Origin of the sequence: Lutibacter sp., assembly GCF_040883305.1 — a bacterium.
Taxonomy (GTDB): domain Bacteria; phylum Bacteroidota; class Bacteroidia; order Flavobacteriales; family Flavobacteriaceae; genus Lutibacter.
Window position 1 is genome coordinate 1 of the sequence record NZ_JBFLKT010000121.1, and the last position, 16,947, is coordinate 16,947.

Consider the following 16,947-nt stretch of genomic DNA (forward strand, 5'->3'; position numbering starts at 1 on the left):
GTTTTAACACCTTTACCTCCACGGTTTGTAATTCTATAATCTTCTAAACTTGAACGCTTACCATAACCATTTTCTGAAACTACAAGTATGTTACTTTCTAAATCGTTAACTGCAATCATTCCTACAACTTCATCTTGTTCATTAGCTAACCTAATACCACGTACCCCAGAAGCATTTCTACCCATTGGACGTGTTTTACTTTCTTCGAAACGAATGGATTTACCAGATTTTAATGCTAACATTACCTGGCTATCACCTGTTGTTAATTTTGCTTCTAATAATTCATCATCTTCCCTAATGGTAATTGCATTAATACCATTTGTTCTTGGACGAGAATATTGTTCTAATGAAGTTTTTTTAACTTGTCCTTTTTTGGTTGCCATAATCACATAATGACTATTAACATATTCCTCATTTTTAAGATCTTCGGTAACTAAAAATGCTTTTACCTTATCATCTTGTTCTAAGTTTATTAAATTAACAAGCGCTCTTCCTTTTGATGTTTTACTTCCTTCAGGAATTTCGTAAACACGCATCCAAAATACTTTTCCTTTTTGAGTAAAGAACAGCATGTATTGATGATTGGTTCCGAGGAATAAGTGCTCTAAGAAATCTTCTGTTCTTGTGGCAACACCTTTTTGCCCACGTCCTCCTCTATTTTGAACTTTATATTCATCTAAGTTTGTACGTTTTACATAACCAGCATGTGAAATTGTTACAATTACTTTAGAATTTGGAATCATATCTTCAATAGATAAATCTCCTCCAGCATATTCAATTACAGACCTACGATCGTCTCCATATTTATCTCTAATTGTTTCTAATTCTTCTTTTATAATCTTGTAACGTCTTACTTCATCAGATAAAATATCTTTTAAATCGATAATTAACTTCATAATATCATCATACTCAGCACGTAATTTATCTTGTTCTAAACCAGTTAATTGACGCAAACGCATTTCTACAATTGCTTTTGCTTGAATTTCTGTCAATTCAAAACGAGTTATTAAACTTTCACGAGCTTCATCTGCATTAGAAGATCCTCTAATTATTTTAATTACTTCATCTATATTATCACTTGCTATAATTAATCCTTCTAAAATATGTGCTCTAGCTTCAGCTTTTTTAAGCTCAAATTCAGTTCTTCTAACTATTACTTCGTGTCTGTGTTCAACAAAATAATGAATTAATTGTTTTAGATTTAATTGCTCTGGACGACCGTTTACTAATGCAATATTATTTACACTAAATGAAGTTTGAAGTGCAGTATATTTGTATAATTTATTTAAAACAATGTTAGGAATTGCATCACGCTTTAAGACATACACAACACGCATCCCATTTCTATCGGATTCGTCTCTAATATTGGCAATCCCCTCTAATTTTTTTTCATTAACTAAATCAGCAGTTTTTTTAATCATATCTGCTTTGTTAACTTGGTAAGGAATTTCTGTAACAATAATGCATTCTCTACCTTTCACTTCTTCAATAGTAGCTTTGGCACGCATTACAATTCTTCCTCTACCTGTTTCAAAAGCTTCTTTTACACCTTCGTAACCATAAATAATTCCACCTGTAGGAAAATCAGGAGCCTTAATATGTTGCATTAATTCAGAAATCTCAATTTCTCTGTTATCAATGTAAGCTAAAGTACCATTTATAACTTCTGTAAGGTTGTGAGGCGCCATATTGGTTGCCATACCTACTGCAATACCTGAAGCTCCATTTACCAATAAATTTGGAATTCTTGTCGGTAAAACTGTAGGTTCATTCAAAGTATCATCAAAGTTTAATCTATGATCTACTGTATCTTTTTCAATATCAGATAACATTTCTTCCGATATTTTTTGCATACGAACCTCGGTATAACGCATTGCTGCTGGACTATCTCCATCAACAGAACCAAAGTTACCTTGACCATCTACCATCATATAACGCACGCTCCAATCTTGTGCCATCCGCACCATAGAATCGTAAACAGAAGTATCTCCGTGTGGATGGTATTTACCTAAAACTTCCCCAACAACTCTTGCTGATTTTTTATAAGATCCTGTAGCTTTAATACCTAATTCATGCATTCCATATAAAACTCTTCTATGCACTGGTTTTAAACCATCTCGCACATCTGGTAATGCTCTCGAAACAATAACTGACATTGAATAATCAATGTACGCAGATTTCATTTCATCTTCAATATTAATAGGTATCAGTTTTTCTCCGTCTGCCATATGTTTTTTAATTTATTTTAGTGTCATTTTTTAACAAAGCAATATACAATTTTTCACTTTTTTACAACCAATTTGTCAGGTTGTTTTTAGAATTTTTATTAACAATAAAAAGTTAAAAAATAGATAGTTTAAATTCCTGAAAATCAACCACTTTCGTAACAATAATTAGTATTGTTTTTTAAATATTTAAAAAGTGGTGCCATTTTTGCATTATAAAAAGAAAAAAATCAGTTAATTTTACAATATAAATATAATATAATGGACGATAATTTTTCACCAAAAGTTAAAGATGTAATTGCATACAGCAAAGAAGAAGCATTGCGTTTGGGTCATGATTTTATTGGAACGGAGCATTTAATGCTTGGTCTAATTCGTAAAGGAACTGGAAAAGCAATAGATATTTTAAATTCTTTGGCAATTAATCTAGATCATTTACGTAAAAAAATTGAAGGCTTAAGCCCTAAAAATGCTATAATTGAAAGTTCTAATGAAAAGAAAAGTTTGCGCCTAACAAGGCAAGCTGAAAAAGCATTAAAAACTACTTTTTTAGAGGCTAAATTATACCAGAGTGAATCTGTAAATACTGCACATTTACTGTTATGCATTTTACGAAATGAAAACGACCCTACCACAAAGTTGTTAAACAATTTTGACGCTACCTACGAAGATGTAAAAACAGTATATAAACAACTATTTTTAAATGAAGAAATAGATTTGCCGAGAGCTGAAAATAAATCTGATGATGATTTTGATACATCTAAATCAAATCCGTTTGAGCAACCTAAAGGAGAGCAAACACCTCAAAAGAAGTCCAAAACACCTGTTTTAGATAATTTTGGACGTGATTTAACGCGCTTAGCCGAAGAAGGAAACTTAGACCCTGTAGTTGGTAGAAAAAAAGAAATAGAACGTGTTTCTCAAATTTTAAGCCGAAGAAAAAAGAATAATCCAATGTTAATTGGTGAACCAGGAGTTGGTAAATCTGCAATTGCCGAAGGTTTGGCTTTACGAATTATTCAAAGAAAAGTTTCCCGTATTTTATTTAACAAACGTATTATTTCTTTGGACTTGGCTAGTTTAGTTGCTGGCACAAAATATAGAGGACAGTTTGAAGAACGTATGAAGGCCTTGATGAATGAATTAGAGAAAAATGATGATATAATTTTATTTATTGATGAAATTCATACCATTGTTGGTGCAGGTGGAGCTACTGGTTCTTTAGATGCCTCAAATATGTTAAAACCAGCATTGGCACGTGGAGAAATACAATGTATTGGAGCCACAACTTTAGATGAATTTAGAACAAATATTGAAAAAGACGGTGCCTTAGAAAGAAGATTTCAAAAAGTAATTATTGAACCTACTTCTGTTGAAGAAACCATTCAAATTTTAAATAACATTAAAGATAAATACGAAGACCACCATATGGTAAAATACACAGATGATGCTATAAAAGCTTGTGTAAAATTAACCAATAGATATATGACAGATCGTTTTCTTCCAGATAAAGCAATTGATGCTATGGACGAATCTGGGTCACGAATTCATATTACAAATATTGTGGTACCCAAAGAAGTGCTTCAACTAGAAAAACAATTAGAAACCATAAAAATTGATAAAACCAATGCAGTTAACGGTCAAAAATATGAAGAAGCTGCTAGGTTAAGAGATGACGAAAAGCGTATTGAAAGCTTGTTGCAAGAAGCACAAAAAAAATGGGAAGAAGCTTCAAAATTAAACCGAGAAGTTGTTACTGAAGATAATGTTGCCGAAGTAGTTTCTATGATGACAGGAATTCCTGTAAACAGAGTTGCTGAAGCTGAAAGCCATAGATTGCATGACCTTCCAAATTTAATTAAAGGAAAAGTAATTGGTCAAGATGAAGCTGTTTCTAAAGTTGTTAAAGCAATTCAGCGTAACAGAGTTGGATTAAAAGACCCAAACAAACCAATTGGTTCATTTATATTTTTAGGACAAACTGGTGTTGGTAAAACACAACTTGCAAAAGTATTGGCAACCGAACTTTTTGATAGTGAAGATGCCTTGGTAAGAATTGATATGAGTGAGTATATGGAAAAATTTGCTATTTCTCGTTTAATTGGTGCTCCTCCGGGATATGTGGGATATGAAGAAGGCGGTCAACTTACTGAAAAAATAAGACGTAAACCTTATGCAGTTGTTTTATTAGATGAAATTGAAAAAGCGCATCCAGATGTATTTAATATGTTACTTCAAATTTTAGATGATGGACATATAACTGACAGCCTTGGAAGAAAAATTGACTTTAGAAATACTATAATTATTATGACCTCTAATATTGGGTCTCGTCAGTTAAAAGATTTCGGTGCAGGTGTTGGTTTTGGAACTGCTGCTAAAGCAGAGCAAGCAGACGCAAATGCTAAAAAGGTAATTGAAAGTGCCCTTAAAAAATCTTTTGCTCCAGAATTTTTAAATAGAATTGACGATGTAATTGTATTTAATGCACTTGAACGTGAAGATATTCATTCAATTATTGATATTGAACTTAAAAAACTAGTCAATAGAATTGAAGATTTAGGTTATAAATTGATTTTAACTGAGGAAGCTAAGGATTATATTGCTGACAAAGGTTTTGATAAACAATATGGTGCAAGACCGTTAAAACGTGCTATTCAAAAGTATATTGAAGATGCTTTGGCTGAAGAAATTGTAAACTCTAAACTCAATGAAGGAGATTCAATTTTTATGGATTTGGATAAAAAAACAAATGAATTGACAATTAAAATAACTAAAGGCAAAAAAAAGGTTGAAGAATAAGTTTCATTAAATTTGAACTATTAAAATCCAGATATTTAAAAATTTCTGGATTTTTTTTGTTAACAATTTCTATTATAGATATTTAAAAATTCAGTAACTTTAAAAAACTTATTATTAATAATACTATTATGAAATCTTCAACTAAATTTTGGCTTGGGCTATTTACATTTTTACCGCTAGTTCTTTTAATATTATTTTTTGTTTTCTTTTTCACAATTTTCTTTGAAAACATTATGGAATTAGAACAGCATAATGGTGAGTTTCCAATAGAATTTCTACAATCATTAATCTGGATGATTCTTTTAATAGTTTTTATGGGAATTATCGGTTTAGGAGTTAAGATTTATTACATTGTTCATACAAATAATAACTCAGAAAACGATACAAATAAAAAAGTTATGTGGACTTTAATTCTAATTTTTACTGGAATAATTGGGAGCATTATTTACTATTTTATTGAAATTACCCCTTTAAAAACAATAAAATAAATCACAATTAAATAATTTGGGTTTAAAATACTAATTTACTTCTTAATCTTTATGAATAATAAAAATAGTAGGCTTTTTATGTAAATCCGGATGTTCACTTTTCCAATCTTTAATTTCAAGTGTTCTTATATATTCATCAGGTAAAGTAATATTACAAGCTATACACAATTTTGCAGTTGGCGTTAGTGTACTCTTTAAATCGGTAAACATTTTTTCGTTCCTATAAGGCGTTTCTATAAATATTTGAGATTGATTTTTCTCTTTTGATAATTTTTCTAAACTTTTAATAGCTTTTTTTCTTTCTGAAGTATCAATAGGTAAATATCCATTAAATGTGAAATTCTGACCATTAAAACCTGAAGCCATCATCGCTAAAATAATTGAAGAAGGTCCAACTAAAGGAATAACTTTAATATTCTTTTCGTGTGCTAATTTTACGATTTCTGCACCGGGATCTGCAATTGCCGGAACTCCAGCCTCAGAAAGTAAACCAATTGAAGTTCCATTTTCGCAAACATCTAAATAACTTCTTATCTCTAATTGATCGGCGTATTTATCTAATTTTAAAATTGTTAAAGAAGGTTGCGATTTTCTCGGAGTAATTCGTTTGATAAATTTACGCGCAGTTTTTTCGTTTTCCACAATAAAAGTATCTAACTCTTCGATTACCTTTTTAACCGACAGAGGAAGCACTTCTAAAGGCTCATTATCACCTAAAGTAGTAGGTATTAAATACAATTTACCTCTTTGAATACTCATTTAATTAATTTTTTTTGCAATAATATCACATGCTTCATTTAACATATTATACACGTTTTTAAATCCAAATTCTCCTCCATAATATGGGTCTGGAACATCTAAATTCTCATTAGGAAAAACTTCATTCAAAATTAATTTAACTTTAGCTTCATCTTGTGCATTTCTAGCCAAAGAAATTACATTTTTATAGTTTGAGTTATCCATTACATAAATAATATCAAACAAATCATAATCTTCAACAGTAAACTTTCTTGCTTTTTGATTAGAAATATCTATGCCATTTGTATTTGCCACAGCAATTGACCTTTTGTCGGGTTTTTCACCAACATGGTATGCGCCTGTTCCAGCGGAATCTACAAAAGCTTTAAAACTAAATATTTTCGACTTCAATATTCCTTCCGCTAATGGAGAGCGGCATATATTACCGAGACAAACCATTAATACCTTAGTCATGTTTTTTAAAAAGTAAGTTTTTTTGTTATATCATCAACATATCTTCTAAATTGCTTGTCGGTTTCTGTTAAATTATCAACAGTTTTACAAGCATGTAGTACAGTTGCATGGTCTCTTTTACCAATTTGAGATCCAATACTTGCAAGTGAAGCTTTGGTCATTCTCTTTGCAAAATACATTGCCAACTGACGCGCTTGAACAATATGTCGTTTTCTGGTTTTAGATTGCAAGGTTGCAACATCTAATTCAAAATAATTAGAAACAATTTTTTGAATGTAATCTATAGAAACTTCTCGTTTCGTATTTTTTACAAATTTATCTACAATTTGCTTGGTTAAAGAAAGTGTAAACTCTTTTCTGTTAAAGGAAGCTTGAGCAATCATAGAAATTAACACTCCTTCTAATTCTCTAACATTTGATTTAATATGTTTTGCTATATATTGAACTATTTCATTTGGCATCTCAACGCCATCTCTATATAGTTTATTTTCTAAGATAGAAACTCTTGTTTCGTAATCTGGGGCTTGCAACTCTGCAGATAATCCCCATTTAAAACGAGAAAGCAAACGTTGCTCTATGTCTTGCATATCAACAGGAGCTTTATCTGAAGTCAGAATTACCTGTTTTCCATTCTGATGTAAATGATTAAAAATATGAAAAAATACATCTTGAGTCCCTGTTTTACCAGATAAAAACTGTACATCGTCAATTATTAAAACATCAATCATTTGATAGAAATGAATAAAATCATTTCTAGTATTTCCTTTTACAGAGTCTATGTATTGTTGGGTAAATTTTTCAGAAGAAATGTATAAAACCGTTTTATCTGGATATTTATCTTTTATTTCTACACCAATTGCATGTGCAATATGTGTTTTCCCTAAACCAACACCTCCATAAACTAACAACGGATTAAAAGAGGTACCTCCAGGTTTATTTGCAACAGCCATACTCGCTGAACGCGCTAAACGGTTTGAGTCTCCTTCAACAAAACTTTCGAAATTATAATTTGGATTTAACTGAGATTCTATTTTAACCTTTTGAATTCCAGGAATTATAAATGGATTTTTTAATTCTCTCTTATTAAAATCTATGGGAACTGTAACCCCTTGAGGGTTAATTGGATTTCTATTTGAACTAGGAAACTTTACAGTATGTGGATTATTGCTACTGTAATTATTCTCCATTCTAACATCATAAATTAATTTTGCATCATCTCCCAACTGCTTTACCAAAGCAACTCTTAATAACTTAATATAATGTTCTTCTAACCACTCATAAAAAAATTTACTAGGCACTTGAATAGTTAATGCTTCACCAGATAATTTTATTGGTTTAATTGGCTCAAACCAAGTTTTGTACGCTTGCTGCTTAATATTATCTTGTATAAAAGATAAACATTCTGTCCAAACTGATGTTGCAGTTTTACTCATTGGTGATTTTTGTGGTATTTTAAGTTAATTAGTCGCAATTATAGAGCGAACTCTAGTTATTATTTGGTTGTACAAAAATGTGAATATTTTTTAGTATAAAAAAATAAAATATCTATTGATTATTAATTTTTTTTTACGTAAATACCACTTCATAAATATACAAAATGATTTCAGATAAAATAGAATTTCGAGTAAGATATGGTGAAACCGATCAAATGAGTTATGTATACCATGGAAATTATGCCGCATACTTTGAAATGGGACGAACCGAATGGTTAAGAAAACTAGGAGTTTCATACAAAAAAATGGAAGAGGATGGTATTATGCTACCTGTAATTAGTCTAAATACAAATTACCTTAAACCTGCAAAATACGATGATATTTTAATCCTAAAAACAACCTTAGCAAAAAAACCAACCGCAAGAATTGAATTTAAGTTTGAAATAACGAACCAACAAAATGAATTGTTAACAACTGCAATAGCAGTTTTGGTTTTTGTAAATATGAAAACCAACAGACCAACACGCATTCCAAAATACCTATTAGATAAAATAAATTTTAAGGAGTAACTTCTTTAATTTTTAAACATCGTAAATCCAAAAATAATTGTTGAACTTTAAGTGCATTCTTTTTTCGTACTGAAATTAAAAACTCACAATTCAATTCCATTTTCTGAGTTTCTATCGAAAGTTTTTGGTCTTTAATTATTCGCATTACCTTATTCATGTCTTTATATTCAAAATTTAGTTTATAAAAAACATCAATTGTTTTTTTTACAATTGCGGCTTCCTCTAAAATTAACTTTGCTGTAGTTTTGTAAGCACTAATTAATCCTCCAACACCTAATTTAGTACCCCCAAAATAACGTACAATCACCACTAAAACATTCGTTAAATCTTTAGATAAAATTTGTCCGTAGATAGGTTGTCCAGCTGAATTATTTGGCTCTCCATCATCGTTTGCGCGATAACTAATTTCTTCAATTCCCAATTGCCAAGCATAACACCAATGCCGTGCAGCATGGTGCTTTTTCTTTAATTCATCAATATAAATTTTTACATCTTCTTCTGAAGAAATAGGAAAAACATACCCTATAAATTTACTTCCTTTCTCTTTAAAAAGCGCATCTCCAACAGCAATTTCAATAGTTTTATATGTGTCCTTTTCTGAATTCATAATTGTTTTGAAATACAAATATATCAAAAGCATTTTTCTAATTTTCAATTTTAAAATGAATATCTTTGAATATCAAATCTTAACTCATGAAAAAATTACCCTTACTATTAATTTCACTTCTTTTAATTATCTCCTGTAAAGAAAATACTTCTGAAAAAAAAATTAAACCAACAAGAGACCCAAACTCATTTGCAATTGTAATTCATGGTGGTGCGGGGGGCATAAAAAAAGAATATTTTACTGAAGCACAGCAAGTTGCTTACACTCAAAAATTACAAGAAGCCTTAGATGCGGGTTATACTATTTTAGAAAATGGAGGAATTTCTTTAGATGCTATACAGGCTGCAATTAATATTATGGAAGATTCTCCATTATTTAATGCTGGAAAAGGTGCCGTTTACAATAGTGAAGGTAACCAAGAAATGGATGCTGCAATTATGGATGGTAACACTTTAAATGCAGGTGCAATTGCTGGTGTAAATCATATTAAAAATCCGATTTTGGCTGCTCGTATGGTTATGGACAGTTCTAAACATGTCTTACTTTCTGGAAAAGGCGCAGAAATTATCGCTGCAAAATACGGTATAGAAATGGTTGATAGTTCCTACTTTTTTACTGAAAAAAGAATGAACCAATTAAAAAAATTACAAGGAAAAGAAAAAACTGAACTCGACCACTCAGCATTTTTAATTAAAAATGAATTGATTGACGATCATAAATACGGAACTGTTGGAGCTGTCGCTATAGATAAAAGTGGAAATATTGCCGCTGGAACTTCAACTGGCGGAATGACTAACAAAAAATATGGTCGTATTGGTGATGTGCCAATTATTGGTGCTGGTACGTATGCTAATAATTTAACTTGTGGAATTTCAGCAACTGGAACCGGGGAGTATTTTATCAGAACTGTTGCGGCTCATGAAGTTTCTAGCTTAATTAAATTCAACCATTTTTCTCCTGCTGAAGCTTTACATGAAGTTTTATTCAATCAAATTGGTCCACTTGGTGGCGAAGGTGGAATGATTTTATTAGATAAAAATGGTGATGTATATTGGGATTTTAATTCTTCTGGAATGTTTAGAGGTTTTAAAAAATCGAGTGGCGAAACCAAAGTTGAAATGTTTGAGAAATAGACGTTTTCTTAAACCTAAAATCCGCTGTGAACATAATAAGACTCTGAAATAAATTTAGGATGACGAGTTATATTACTTTTCAAGCAGTTTCAAAGTTGCTGATCTGTTGATTTTTTCTGTTGGTGTTTTAATAAAACTCTCAACAAAAAAAATTTCTTTTGGAATTTCATATTTAGAAAGTGATTTTAATTCTTTTATTTTTTGAAAGAGTTCATTATTATAGGGATTTACTTTTTTCGAAATTATAGCACTTCGACTCCACTCAGTGACCAACTTTTCAACCACCAACACCAATTTTTCACCTAAAACAACATCTGGTAATCCTGCTACAAAAAACTGTTCTTTAATAATTGCTGCTAGTTTTTCTTCTAGTTGTTCTGGAATTAATTTTATACCTCCAGAATTTATAATAGAATCAAAACGACCTAACCATTTAAATTCAGTTTCTGAAATTAATTCAACAACATCATTTGTAATAACTATTTCATTAGAGATTTTAGGAGCCTTTATCATTAAGCAACCTCTTTCATCTGTTGAAATTTTAATATTTGGCAGTGTTTTATAATAAGATTTCTCGACTGCGCTCGAAATCACATTTTTAGTAGAATTATTTTGAGGAATATTACTTTGAGATTGCTTCGTTTCTCTCGCAATGACGTTTTTAAAATTATTCAATTTTCTTACTGCAATATGAGTTACCGTTTCAGTCATTCCATACGTGGCAAAAACTTCGGTATTTATATGTTGAATTTGATGTAAAAGCTCATTAGAAACTACACCTCCCCCAACAATTAATTTTTTAATTTTATGAAAATCTTTTAAAGAATTAGCTACTTGCAACGGAACCATTGCCGAAAAATCGTAAGCTGTTTCAATATTCTCTAACGGATTTGAAGTTGGTTCAACAATATCTATATTCCAACCTAAAGTTAATGCTCTCACCAACATCATTTTACCAGCAATATAATTTGGTGACATACATAAAAGCGCTCTTGTATTTTCAGGTAATTCAAAAAAGCAACCTGTTGCTTTCGCACTATTTATCATGTATTTTTTTTGAAGTTGAATTATCTTTGGAACTCCGGTAGAACCCGAAGTCTTTACTTCAATATAAAGTTTTTCATCAAACCAATTTTCTATAAAATTATATACTTCAATAGAACTAATCTTAGAAAATAACAGCAATTCATTCACATCAGAAAATGATTTTCCTTGAAATTTAAAACTTTTATGAAATTTGTTCGTTTTCATTCTTAATCCTTCCCAAATAGAAGGAGATTATTATTGATAATATCAAAACCACTTCGACTACGCTCAGTGATTAAGTTAAACCATAAATTCGTCTTCTTTTAATTCAACAGGCTTTGTAACAGTTCCAAATAATTTTTCTTTCCAATTTGTCCAGCCATATTTTTTTGAAAAAATAAAAAGTACTAACGGATACAATACAAATACAGGTAAAAACATTAACAAATCTAAAGATGGTTCCGACACATCAATTAATAATGCATCTGTTTGAAAAACCGCCCAATTAGAACTTACCAAAACCGCGGCTACAATATTATTTGCGGCATGAAAACCTAAGGCTAATTCTGTACCTTCGTCCATTAATGTAAAAATTCCTAACACCAAACCTGTTCCAATATAATATATCATTACAATCCATCCAAGCTTCTCAACTTCAGGATTTAATCCATGTAACAAGCCAAAAATTACTGCAGTTAAAATCAATGCCACAAACGATTTTTTAAACCAAACTCCAAAAGCCTGCATTAAATAGCCTCTAAATAACAGTTCTTCCATACTTGTTTGGATAGGTAAAAACACTATTGAAATCAGCAATAAACCAAAAAACGGAATGGGTTTAAAATTCCAAATATAATCGTTAGGAGACATAAAATAGTCAACTCCAATAAGTACCACTCCAATTGTAAACCAAACAAAAAAAGCATAAAAAATACGACTCCAATCAACTGATTCTCTAGATGTTATTATTGATTTAATTTTTCGTTTATGTAATTTATTTACAAATAAAAACAACAAAATTAACAAAAATAAAAAGGGTAATAAGTTTAATAAAAAATCTAAATTACTAGGTTCTTTTTGCTCCATTTCCTGATACAAAGTATCTAATAATTCAGGAAATATTAAGTAAATAACCACATTCATTAAAAAAGGAAAAGTTACAACCGAAATTGTTATAAAATAAGTCCACCATTTGTTATTTCCTGTATATGCTTGTTGTATAAATTTCATATTTATGTTTTAATATCTTTATTTATTTTGAAACATTAATTATAAATTAATCATCCATTTTCTAGTTGAATTGTAATGCAAATGTCCGTTTTTTACTTCTAACGGACTTTCAAAATTATTGGTAAACAAACTTCCAGTTCCTAAACCTTGCGGCATTTTATTACCTAAAGTATACGTCCATTGTGCAATTGCATTCAATCCAATATTACTTTCTAACGCAGACGTTATCCACCAACCAATTTGTTGTTTTTCAGCCAAATTAATCCATTCTTTGCTTCCTTTAAAACCACCTATTAAACTAGGTTTTAAAATTATGTATTGTGGATTTATTATTTGTAGTAATTCTTGTTTTCCTGCACGTCCGCCAGATGGGTTTGTTACATCAAAAACACCAATTAATTCTTCATCTAAAGCAATTGGCAATGGTGTTTTTAGACATAAACCTGCCATTTCACTTATTTGTCCTTGTTTTATTGGCTGCTCTATGGAATGAATTTCAAATTCAGAAAGGTGTTTTAATTTTTCCAATGCCTCATTTGGATTAAAAGCTCCGTTAGCATCTACTCTCAATTCAATTTCTTTTGAAGAAAAATTAGTTCTGATACTTTTTAATAACCTGAGTTCAGTTTCAAAATCAATGGCCCCAATTTTCATTTTAATGGTTGAAAATCCTGCTTTTAATTTTTCTTCAATTTGTTGTTTCATAAAAGCTTCGTTTCCCATCCAAATTAAACCATTAATATTTATGGCTTCTTTTGATTGCGTAAATTTTGAAGGAAATAATTCAAAAGGATTTTTACTTTTTAATGATAAAACAGCTTGCTCTAATCCAAATTGTATGGACGGAAATTCAATTAATTCAGTTAATAAAACATCTATAGTTGTATTAATATTTTGGCAAAGCCAGTTTAATTTTTCCTCGTAATCCGGTCTATCGTCAATACTTAAACCTTTAAAAATGCCACATTCACCAATTCCAATTTTATCTTCATCAATTAATTTTAAAAAAAATGTTTCTTTAGTTTTCAAGATACCTCTTGAAGTACCACTGGCTTGTTTAAAATTTAGAATGTATTTTTGGTAGATTGCTTTCATTTAATTTTAAAAAATTGAAAGATACAAAAATATAGTGTCTGGCGGAAAACACAACAATATTAATATTTTATTATATATTGAGCTATAATTTTAATATTTATGCAAGTTCCAAACATCCCAAATTTAATATATTACGCAATACCTTTTTTTGTTGTAACTGTAATCTTTGAAGGTATTGTCTTATTTAAAAAACAACCCCAATCCTATCAATTTAAAGACACTTTAGCTTCAATAACTATGGGAATTGGGAATGTATTAATTAATTTATTAAGTAAATTGCTAATAGTTTTTGTTTTTGCTATTATTTATGAAAATTATAGAATTAGTACCATTCCATTTGTTTGGTGGTCTTGGTTACTTATTTTATTTGCTGATGATTTTTGTTATTATTGGGCACACAGAATAGGGCACGAAAGTCGTTTCTTTTGGGCTTCACATATTGTACATCATTCTTCACAAAAATATAATTTAAGTACTGCATTACGTCAAACTTGGACTGGTGGATTTTTTACCTTTGTGTTTTATTTAATTTTACCATTTTTAGGATTCCATCCATTAATGATTTTCACCCAAATGAGTATCAGTCTTTTATATCAATATTGGATTCACACCGAATTAATAGATAAAATGCCACGTTGGTTTGAATCAGTTTTTAATACACCGTCGCATCACAGGGTTCACCACGGAAGTAATCCTCTGTATTTGGATAGAAATCACGCGGGAATTTTTATAATTTGGGATAAATTATTTGGTACATTTCAACCTGAACTTAAAAATGAAAAAGTTATTTATGGGTTAACTTCAAATATTGATACTTTTAATCCTATAAAAATTGCTTTTAATGAATGGAATTCCGTTTTTAAGGATGCTTTTTCAGCTAAAACTTCATTTATAAATAAATTAAAATATTTTATAAAACCGCCGGGTTGGAAACATGATGGCTCTGGAAAACTATCTAATGATTTAAGAAAAGACTGGTTGTCATCTTCTTCTAGAAATAAAATAAATTAAGCATAAAAAAAGAGAAGCTATTTGCTTCTCTTTTAATTTATAAAATTTGTTAATTTTTAAAAGAAATCAGCTTTATAACTTCCATTATGTGGTTTATAATCTCCAGTAATAATTCTAATCATATCAATTATCCACCAAATTCCAAGACCACCTAAAGTTACTATAAAAAGTAAATTAATATACCACGGATTACCTAAATACCACTTGTGGCCAGCCAAACCACCTAAAAAAATACCCAACAACAATGCAATACCTTGACTTTTTTCTGATCCAGCAGCAGCTGGAGAAACTAACACCTCAGTAACTGAAGTTTTGTTAATCTGCTCAGTATTATTAATTGTTGCAACTCTTTTAACAGGAAAAGATGCATAGCTAAAACTTGTAACCAATAATAACATTACTAATGATAAAATAATTTTTAATTTCATAATTTTTAAGTTTAAGTTTGTAACCAAATCTAACTAAAAATGTTTAATAAAAGTAAGTACTTCGTTTTTATTTTAATCCTATTGCTTTTTAATGAAGTTATATATGCACAAAATGAGCAGGAATATCTGGGGGTTATTAAATTAAATGATTCTTCTTTTATCTCTTATCGATTAAATTTAGTAGAAAACAATAATATAATTTCCGGCTATTCAATTACTGATATTGGTGGTGATCACGAAACTAAATCAAATATTACTGGTGAATACAATGATAAAACCAATATGCTTTCTTTTAAAGAAGTTGGGATAATTTATACAAAATCTGAAGTCTCTGATTATGACTTCTGTTACATTCATTTTGAAGGAAAATTGAATACCATCGATTCTAAAAAAAATATTGAAGGTAAATTTATAGGGCTTTATAATGATGGAGGTAATTGTATAAATGGTGAAATTAAACTTCGAAATATCGAAAAAATTGAAAAAAAAGCTGAAAAGATTGATAAATTAATTCAAAAATCGAAACGTGTAGATACAACGATTAAATCTTCAGTAAGTGTAACTCAGACTTTAGATTCCTTAAAAATGAATATCTTAAAACCAAATCAAAATTTAACAATGTTTTCAGCGTCTTCTGAGCTTAAATTAAACATTTATGATGCTGGAAAGGTTGATGGAGATAAAATTAATATATATGTTAATGGGTCTATTTTTCTCAGAAATTATAGTGTAGATAAAAATATAAAACAATTAACAATTCCCTTAAATTCAAAATCAACTCTTATTGAAGTTTTAGCATTAAATACGGGTACTATCTCTCCAAACACAGCGAAAATAGAAATTGTTGATCAAAAAAATAATATTAATACACTAACACGTTTAAAAAAAGGAGAAAAAACTTCAATAACTATTGTGAAAAATAATTAATCCTTTTTCCAACGTTCTAATTTTGGAATTCCATTTGAAAAAAAGCCAGCGAATAACCTCATAAAACCACCCATCTCTTTGAGTTTATCTTTTACAAACGCTTGCATTTCTATTGCAGTAATATCTGGCTGTAAAAATTTCCCTTCCTCATAACAATAACTACAATACATATTACTTGGTTTACCATCTGCATTTGTTCCTCCACCTTTGCCTTTCGGATCTTTATTTAAAGGCATTGCACAACTCTGACAATTTTTATATGTTTTCATATTTATTTATTTTTCTAAAATACCTTTCAATTTATTTAACCCATATTCAAAATCTTTTCCAATTGCTTTATCCATATTCATAAAAAGCATCATAATGCTTATTGGAAATTTATTTTTCCCAGAAAACCCCCAAATAACTTTTGTTCCTTCTCTAACTTCTTCAACTTTTAAATAAGCATCAGATGTGGATTTAAACGGTTTTAAAAAGCGTAATTGTGATTCTACAACTTTATTTTCTACAATTCCAGTAATTTCTTGTTCACCTTCTCCAACTTCTTTATTTCCAACCCAAGCAGATACAAATCCAACTTCACCATCTTTTCCTGTAAAGGTTTTATTCATATTTGGGTCTTTCTCTGCCCAAGGCGACCAGTTATCCTGATTTTTTAATGATTTTAAATATGAAAAAACTTCGGGAAGTGGTTTATTCACAATAATATTTCGACTTACATCATAAGTTTTTGGAGCAATTAATGCTAAAATAATTACAAAAAA

At 29.9% G+C, this 16,947-nt stretch carries 17 protein-coding genes; 6 read left to right on the forward strand and 11 right to left on the reverse strand.

Going from position 1 to position 16,947, the window contains the following annotated elements:
* Positions 1-2,228, reverse strand: a 2,228-nt coding sequence (gene gyrA, locus AB1Z17_RS03710; RefSeq protein WP_368050453.1) for a DNA gyrase subunit A, incomplete at its 3' end; no start/stop codon positions are given.
* Between the two features lie 258 nt (positions 2,229-2,486).
* Here gyrA and AB1Z17_RS03715 point away from each other — a divergent pair.
* Both AB1Z17_RS03715 and AB1Z17_RS03720 read left to right on the forward strand, forming a co-directional pair.
* Positions 2,487-5,024, forward strand: a complete 2,538-nt coding sequence (locus AB1Z17_RS03715) for an ATP-dependent Clp protease ATP-binding subunit (protein WP_368050454.1) — start codon at positions 2,487-2,489, stop codon at positions 5,022-5,024.
* Positions 5,025-5,257: 233 nt separating this feature from the next.
* The gene (locus AB1Z17_RS03720) at positions 5,258-5,512 is read left to right on the forward strand and encodes a PLDc N-terminal domain-containing protein (protein WP_368050455.1); all 255 of its coding nucleotides are present in this window, start codon (positions 5,258-5,260) and stop codon (positions 5,510-5,512) included.
* A 42-nt stretch (positions 5,513-5,554) separates the two neighbouring features.
* Here AB1Z17_RS03720 and AB1Z17_RS03725 read toward each other — a convergent pair whose 3' ends face one another.
* Genes AB1Z17_RS03725 through dnaA form a run of 3 tightly spaced genes read right to left on the reverse strand, consistent with a single transcriptional unit; the run spans position 5,555 to position 8,157 of the window.
* Positions 5,555-6,271, reverse strand: coding sequence for an SAM-dependent methyltransferase (locus AB1Z17_RS03725; RefSeq protein ID WP_368050456.1), 717 nt, complete (start codon positions 6,269-6,271; stop codon positions 5,555-5,557).
* Positions 6,272-6,724 carry a low molecular weight protein-tyrosine-phosphatase gene (locus tag AB1Z17_RS03730; RefSeq protein ID WP_368050457.1) on the reverse strand — a complete coding sequence of 151 codons (453 nt, stop codon included), beginning with the start codon at positions 6,722-6,724 and terminating at the stop codon, positions 6,272-6,274.
* A 5-nt stretch (positions 6,725-6,729) separates the two neighbouring features.
* The gene (dnaA, locus tag AB1Z17_RS03735; RefSeq protein WP_134249119.1) at positions 6,730-8,157 is read right to left on the reverse strand and encodes a chromosomal replication initiator protein DnaA; all 1,428 of its coding nucleotides are present in this window, start codon (positions 8,155-8,157) and stop codon (positions 6,730-6,732) included.
* A 164-nt stretch (positions 8,158-8,321) separates the two neighbouring features.
* Between dnaA and AB1Z17_RS03740 the strand changes: the two genes are divergently transcribed.
* Positions 8,322-8,726, forward strand: a complete 405-nt coding sequence (locus tag AB1Z17_RS03740; protein ID WP_368050458.1) for an acyl-CoA thioesterase — start codon at positions 8,322-8,324, stop codon at positions 8,724-8,726.
* Here AB1Z17_RS03740 and AB1Z17_RS03745 read toward each other — a convergent pair.
* Entirely contained in the window at positions 8,716-9,333 is a 618-nt protein-coding gene (locus AB1Z17_RS03745; RefSeq protein WP_368050459.1) for a YigZ family protein, read from the reverse strand. The two genes, AB1Z17_RS03740 and AB1Z17_RS03745, sit on opposite strands and share 11 nt — an antisense overlap.
* Before the next feature lie 86 nt (positions 9,334-9,419).
* On the opposite strand from AB1Z17_RS03745, the gene AB1Z17_RS03750 reads away from it, so the two are divergent.
* A complete protein-coding gene (locus AB1Z17_RS03750; protein ID WP_368050460.1) occupies positions 9,420-10,466 on the forward strand; it encodes an isoaspartyl peptidase/L-asparaginase family protein in 1,047 nt (348 codons plus the stop codon).
* Between the two features lie 72 nt (positions 10,467-10,538).
* On the opposite strand, the gene AB1Z17_RS03755 is transcribed toward AB1Z17_RS03750, so the two are convergent.
* From AB1Z17_RS03755 to AB1Z17_RS03765, 3 genes are all read right to left on the reverse strand, one after another.
* A complete protein-coding gene (locus AB1Z17_RS03755) occupies positions 10,539-11,717 on the reverse strand; it encodes an AMP-binding protein (RefSeq protein WP_368050461.1) in 1,179 nt (392 codons plus the stop codon).
* A gap of 75 nt (positions 11,718-11,792) precedes the next feature.
* Positions 11,793-12,722, reverse strand: coding sequence for a lysostaphin resistance A-like protein (locus tag AB1Z17_RS03760; protein WP_368050462.1), 930 nt, complete (start codon positions 12,720-12,722; stop codon positions 11,793-11,795).
* Between the two features lie 39 nt (positions 12,723-12,761).
* Positions 12,762-13,817, reverse strand: coding sequence for an o-succinylbenzoate synthase (locus AB1Z17_RS03765; RefSeq protein WP_368050463.1), 1,056 nt, complete (start codon positions 13,815-13,817; stop codon positions 12,762-12,764).
* Between the two features lie 99 nt (positions 13,818-13,916).
* Between AB1Z17_RS03765 and AB1Z17_RS03770 the strand changes: the two genes are divergently transcribed.
* On the forward strand, positions 13,917-14,828 hold the full coding sequence (locus tag AB1Z17_RS03770; protein WP_368050464.1) for a sterol desaturase family protein: 912 nt from the start codon (positions 13,917-13,919) through the stop codon (positions 14,826-14,828).
* A 56-nt stretch (positions 14,829-14,884) separates the two neighbouring features.
* On the opposite strand, the gene AB1Z17_RS03775 is transcribed toward AB1Z17_RS03770, so the two are convergent.
* Complete coding sequence (locus tag AB1Z17_RS03775; RefSeq protein WP_368050465.1) at positions 14,885-15,256, reverse strand: TM2 domain-containing protein; 372 nt, start codon at positions 15,254-15,256, stop codon at positions 14,885-14,887.
* 39 nt (positions 15,257-15,295) lie between these two features.
* Between AB1Z17_RS03775 and AB1Z17_RS03780 the strand changes: the two genes are divergently transcribed.
* Positions 15,296-16,183 (forward strand): hypothetical protein, encoded by an 888-nt coding sequence (locus AB1Z17_RS03780; RefSeq protein WP_368050466.1) that lies wholly within the window; start codon positions 15,296-15,298, stop codon positions 16,181-16,183.
* On the opposite strand, the gene AB1Z17_RS03785 is transcribed toward AB1Z17_RS03780, so the two are convergent.
* Together AB1Z17_RS03785 and AB1Z17_RS03790 are read right to left on the reverse strand one after the other, a co-directional pair.
* Positions 16,180-16,452 (reverse strand): zinc ribbon domain-containing protein, encoded by a 273-nt coding sequence (locus tag AB1Z17_RS03785; protein WP_368050467.1) that lies wholly within the window; start codon positions 16,450-16,452, stop codon positions 16,180-16,182. The genes AB1Z17_RS03780 and AB1Z17_RS03785 overlap by 4 nt on opposite strands.
* 6 nt (positions 16,453-16,458) lie before the next feature.
* Positions 16,459-16,938 (reverse strand): SRPBCC family protein, encoded by a 480-nt coding sequence (locus tag AB1Z17_RS03790; RefSeq protein WP_368050468.1) that lies wholly within the window; start codon positions 16,936-16,938, stop codon positions 16,459-16,461.
* Positions 16,939-16,947: the final 9 nt, after the last annotated feature.

What these genes read in the sequence shown, in the direction of transcription:
- AB1Z17_RS03715 (WP_368050454.1), top strand. Translation starts at nt 2,487, where the DNA reads ATGGACGATAATTTTTCACCAAAAGTTAAAGATGTAATTGCATACAGC.
- AB1Z17_RS03720 (WP_368050455.1), top strand. Translation starts at nt 5,258, where the DNA reads ATGGAATTAGAACAGCATAATGGTGAGTTTCCAATAGAATTTCTACAA.
- AB1Z17_RS03725 (WP_368050456.1), bottom strand. Translation starts at nt 6,271, where the DNA reads ATGAGTATTCAAAGAGGTAAATTGTATTTAATACCTACTACTTTAGGT.
- AB1Z17_RS03730 (WP_368050457.1), bottom strand. Translation starts at nt 6,724, where the DNA reads ATGACTAAGGTATTAATGGTTTGTCTCGGTAATATATGCCGCTCTCCA.
- dnaA (WP_134249119.1), bottom strand. Translation starts at nt 8,157, where the DNA reads ATGAGTAAAACTGCAACATCAGTTTGGACAGAATGTTTATCTTTTATA.
- AB1Z17_RS03740 (WP_368050458.1), top strand. Translation starts at nt 8,322, where the DNA reads ATGATTTCAGATAAAATAGAATTTCGAGTAAGATATGGTGAAACCGAT.
- AB1Z17_RS03745 (WP_368050459.1), bottom strand. Translation starts at nt 9,333, where the DNA reads ATGAATTCAGAAAAGGACACATATAAAACTATTGAAATTGCTGTTGGA.
- AB1Z17_RS03750 (WP_368050460.1), top strand. Translation starts at nt 9,420, where the DNA reads ATGAAAAAATTACCCTTACTATTAATTTCACTTCTTTTAATTATCTCC.
- AB1Z17_RS03755 (WP_368050461.1), bottom strand. Translation starts at nt 11,717, where the DNA reads ATGAAAACGAACAAATTTCATAAAAGTTTTAAATTTCAAGGAAAATCA.
- AB1Z17_RS03760 (WP_368050462.1), bottom strand. Translation starts at nt 12,722, where the DNA reads ATGAAATTTATACAACAAGCATATACAGGAAATAACAAATGGTGGACT.
- AB1Z17_RS03765 (WP_368050463.1), bottom strand. Translation starts at nt 13,817, where the DNA reads ATGAAAGCAATCTACCAAAAATACATTCTAAATTTTAAACAAGCCAGT.
- AB1Z17_RS03770 (WP_368050464.1), top strand. Translation starts at nt 13,917, where the DNA reads ATGCAAGTTCCAAACATCCCAAATTTAATATATTACGCAATACCTTTT.
- AB1Z17_RS03775 (WP_368050465.1), bottom strand. Translation starts at nt 15,256, where the DNA reads ATGAAATTAAAAATTATTTTATCATTAGTAATGTTATTATTGGTTACA.
- AB1Z17_RS03780 (WP_368050466.1), top strand. Translation starts at nt 15,296, where the DNA reads ATGTTTAATAAAAGTAAGTACTTCGTTTTTATTTTAATCCTATTGCTT.
- AB1Z17_RS03785 (WP_368050467.1), bottom strand. Translation starts at nt 16,452, where the DNA reads ATGAAAACATATAAAAATTGTCAGAGTTGTGCAATGCCTTTAAATAAA.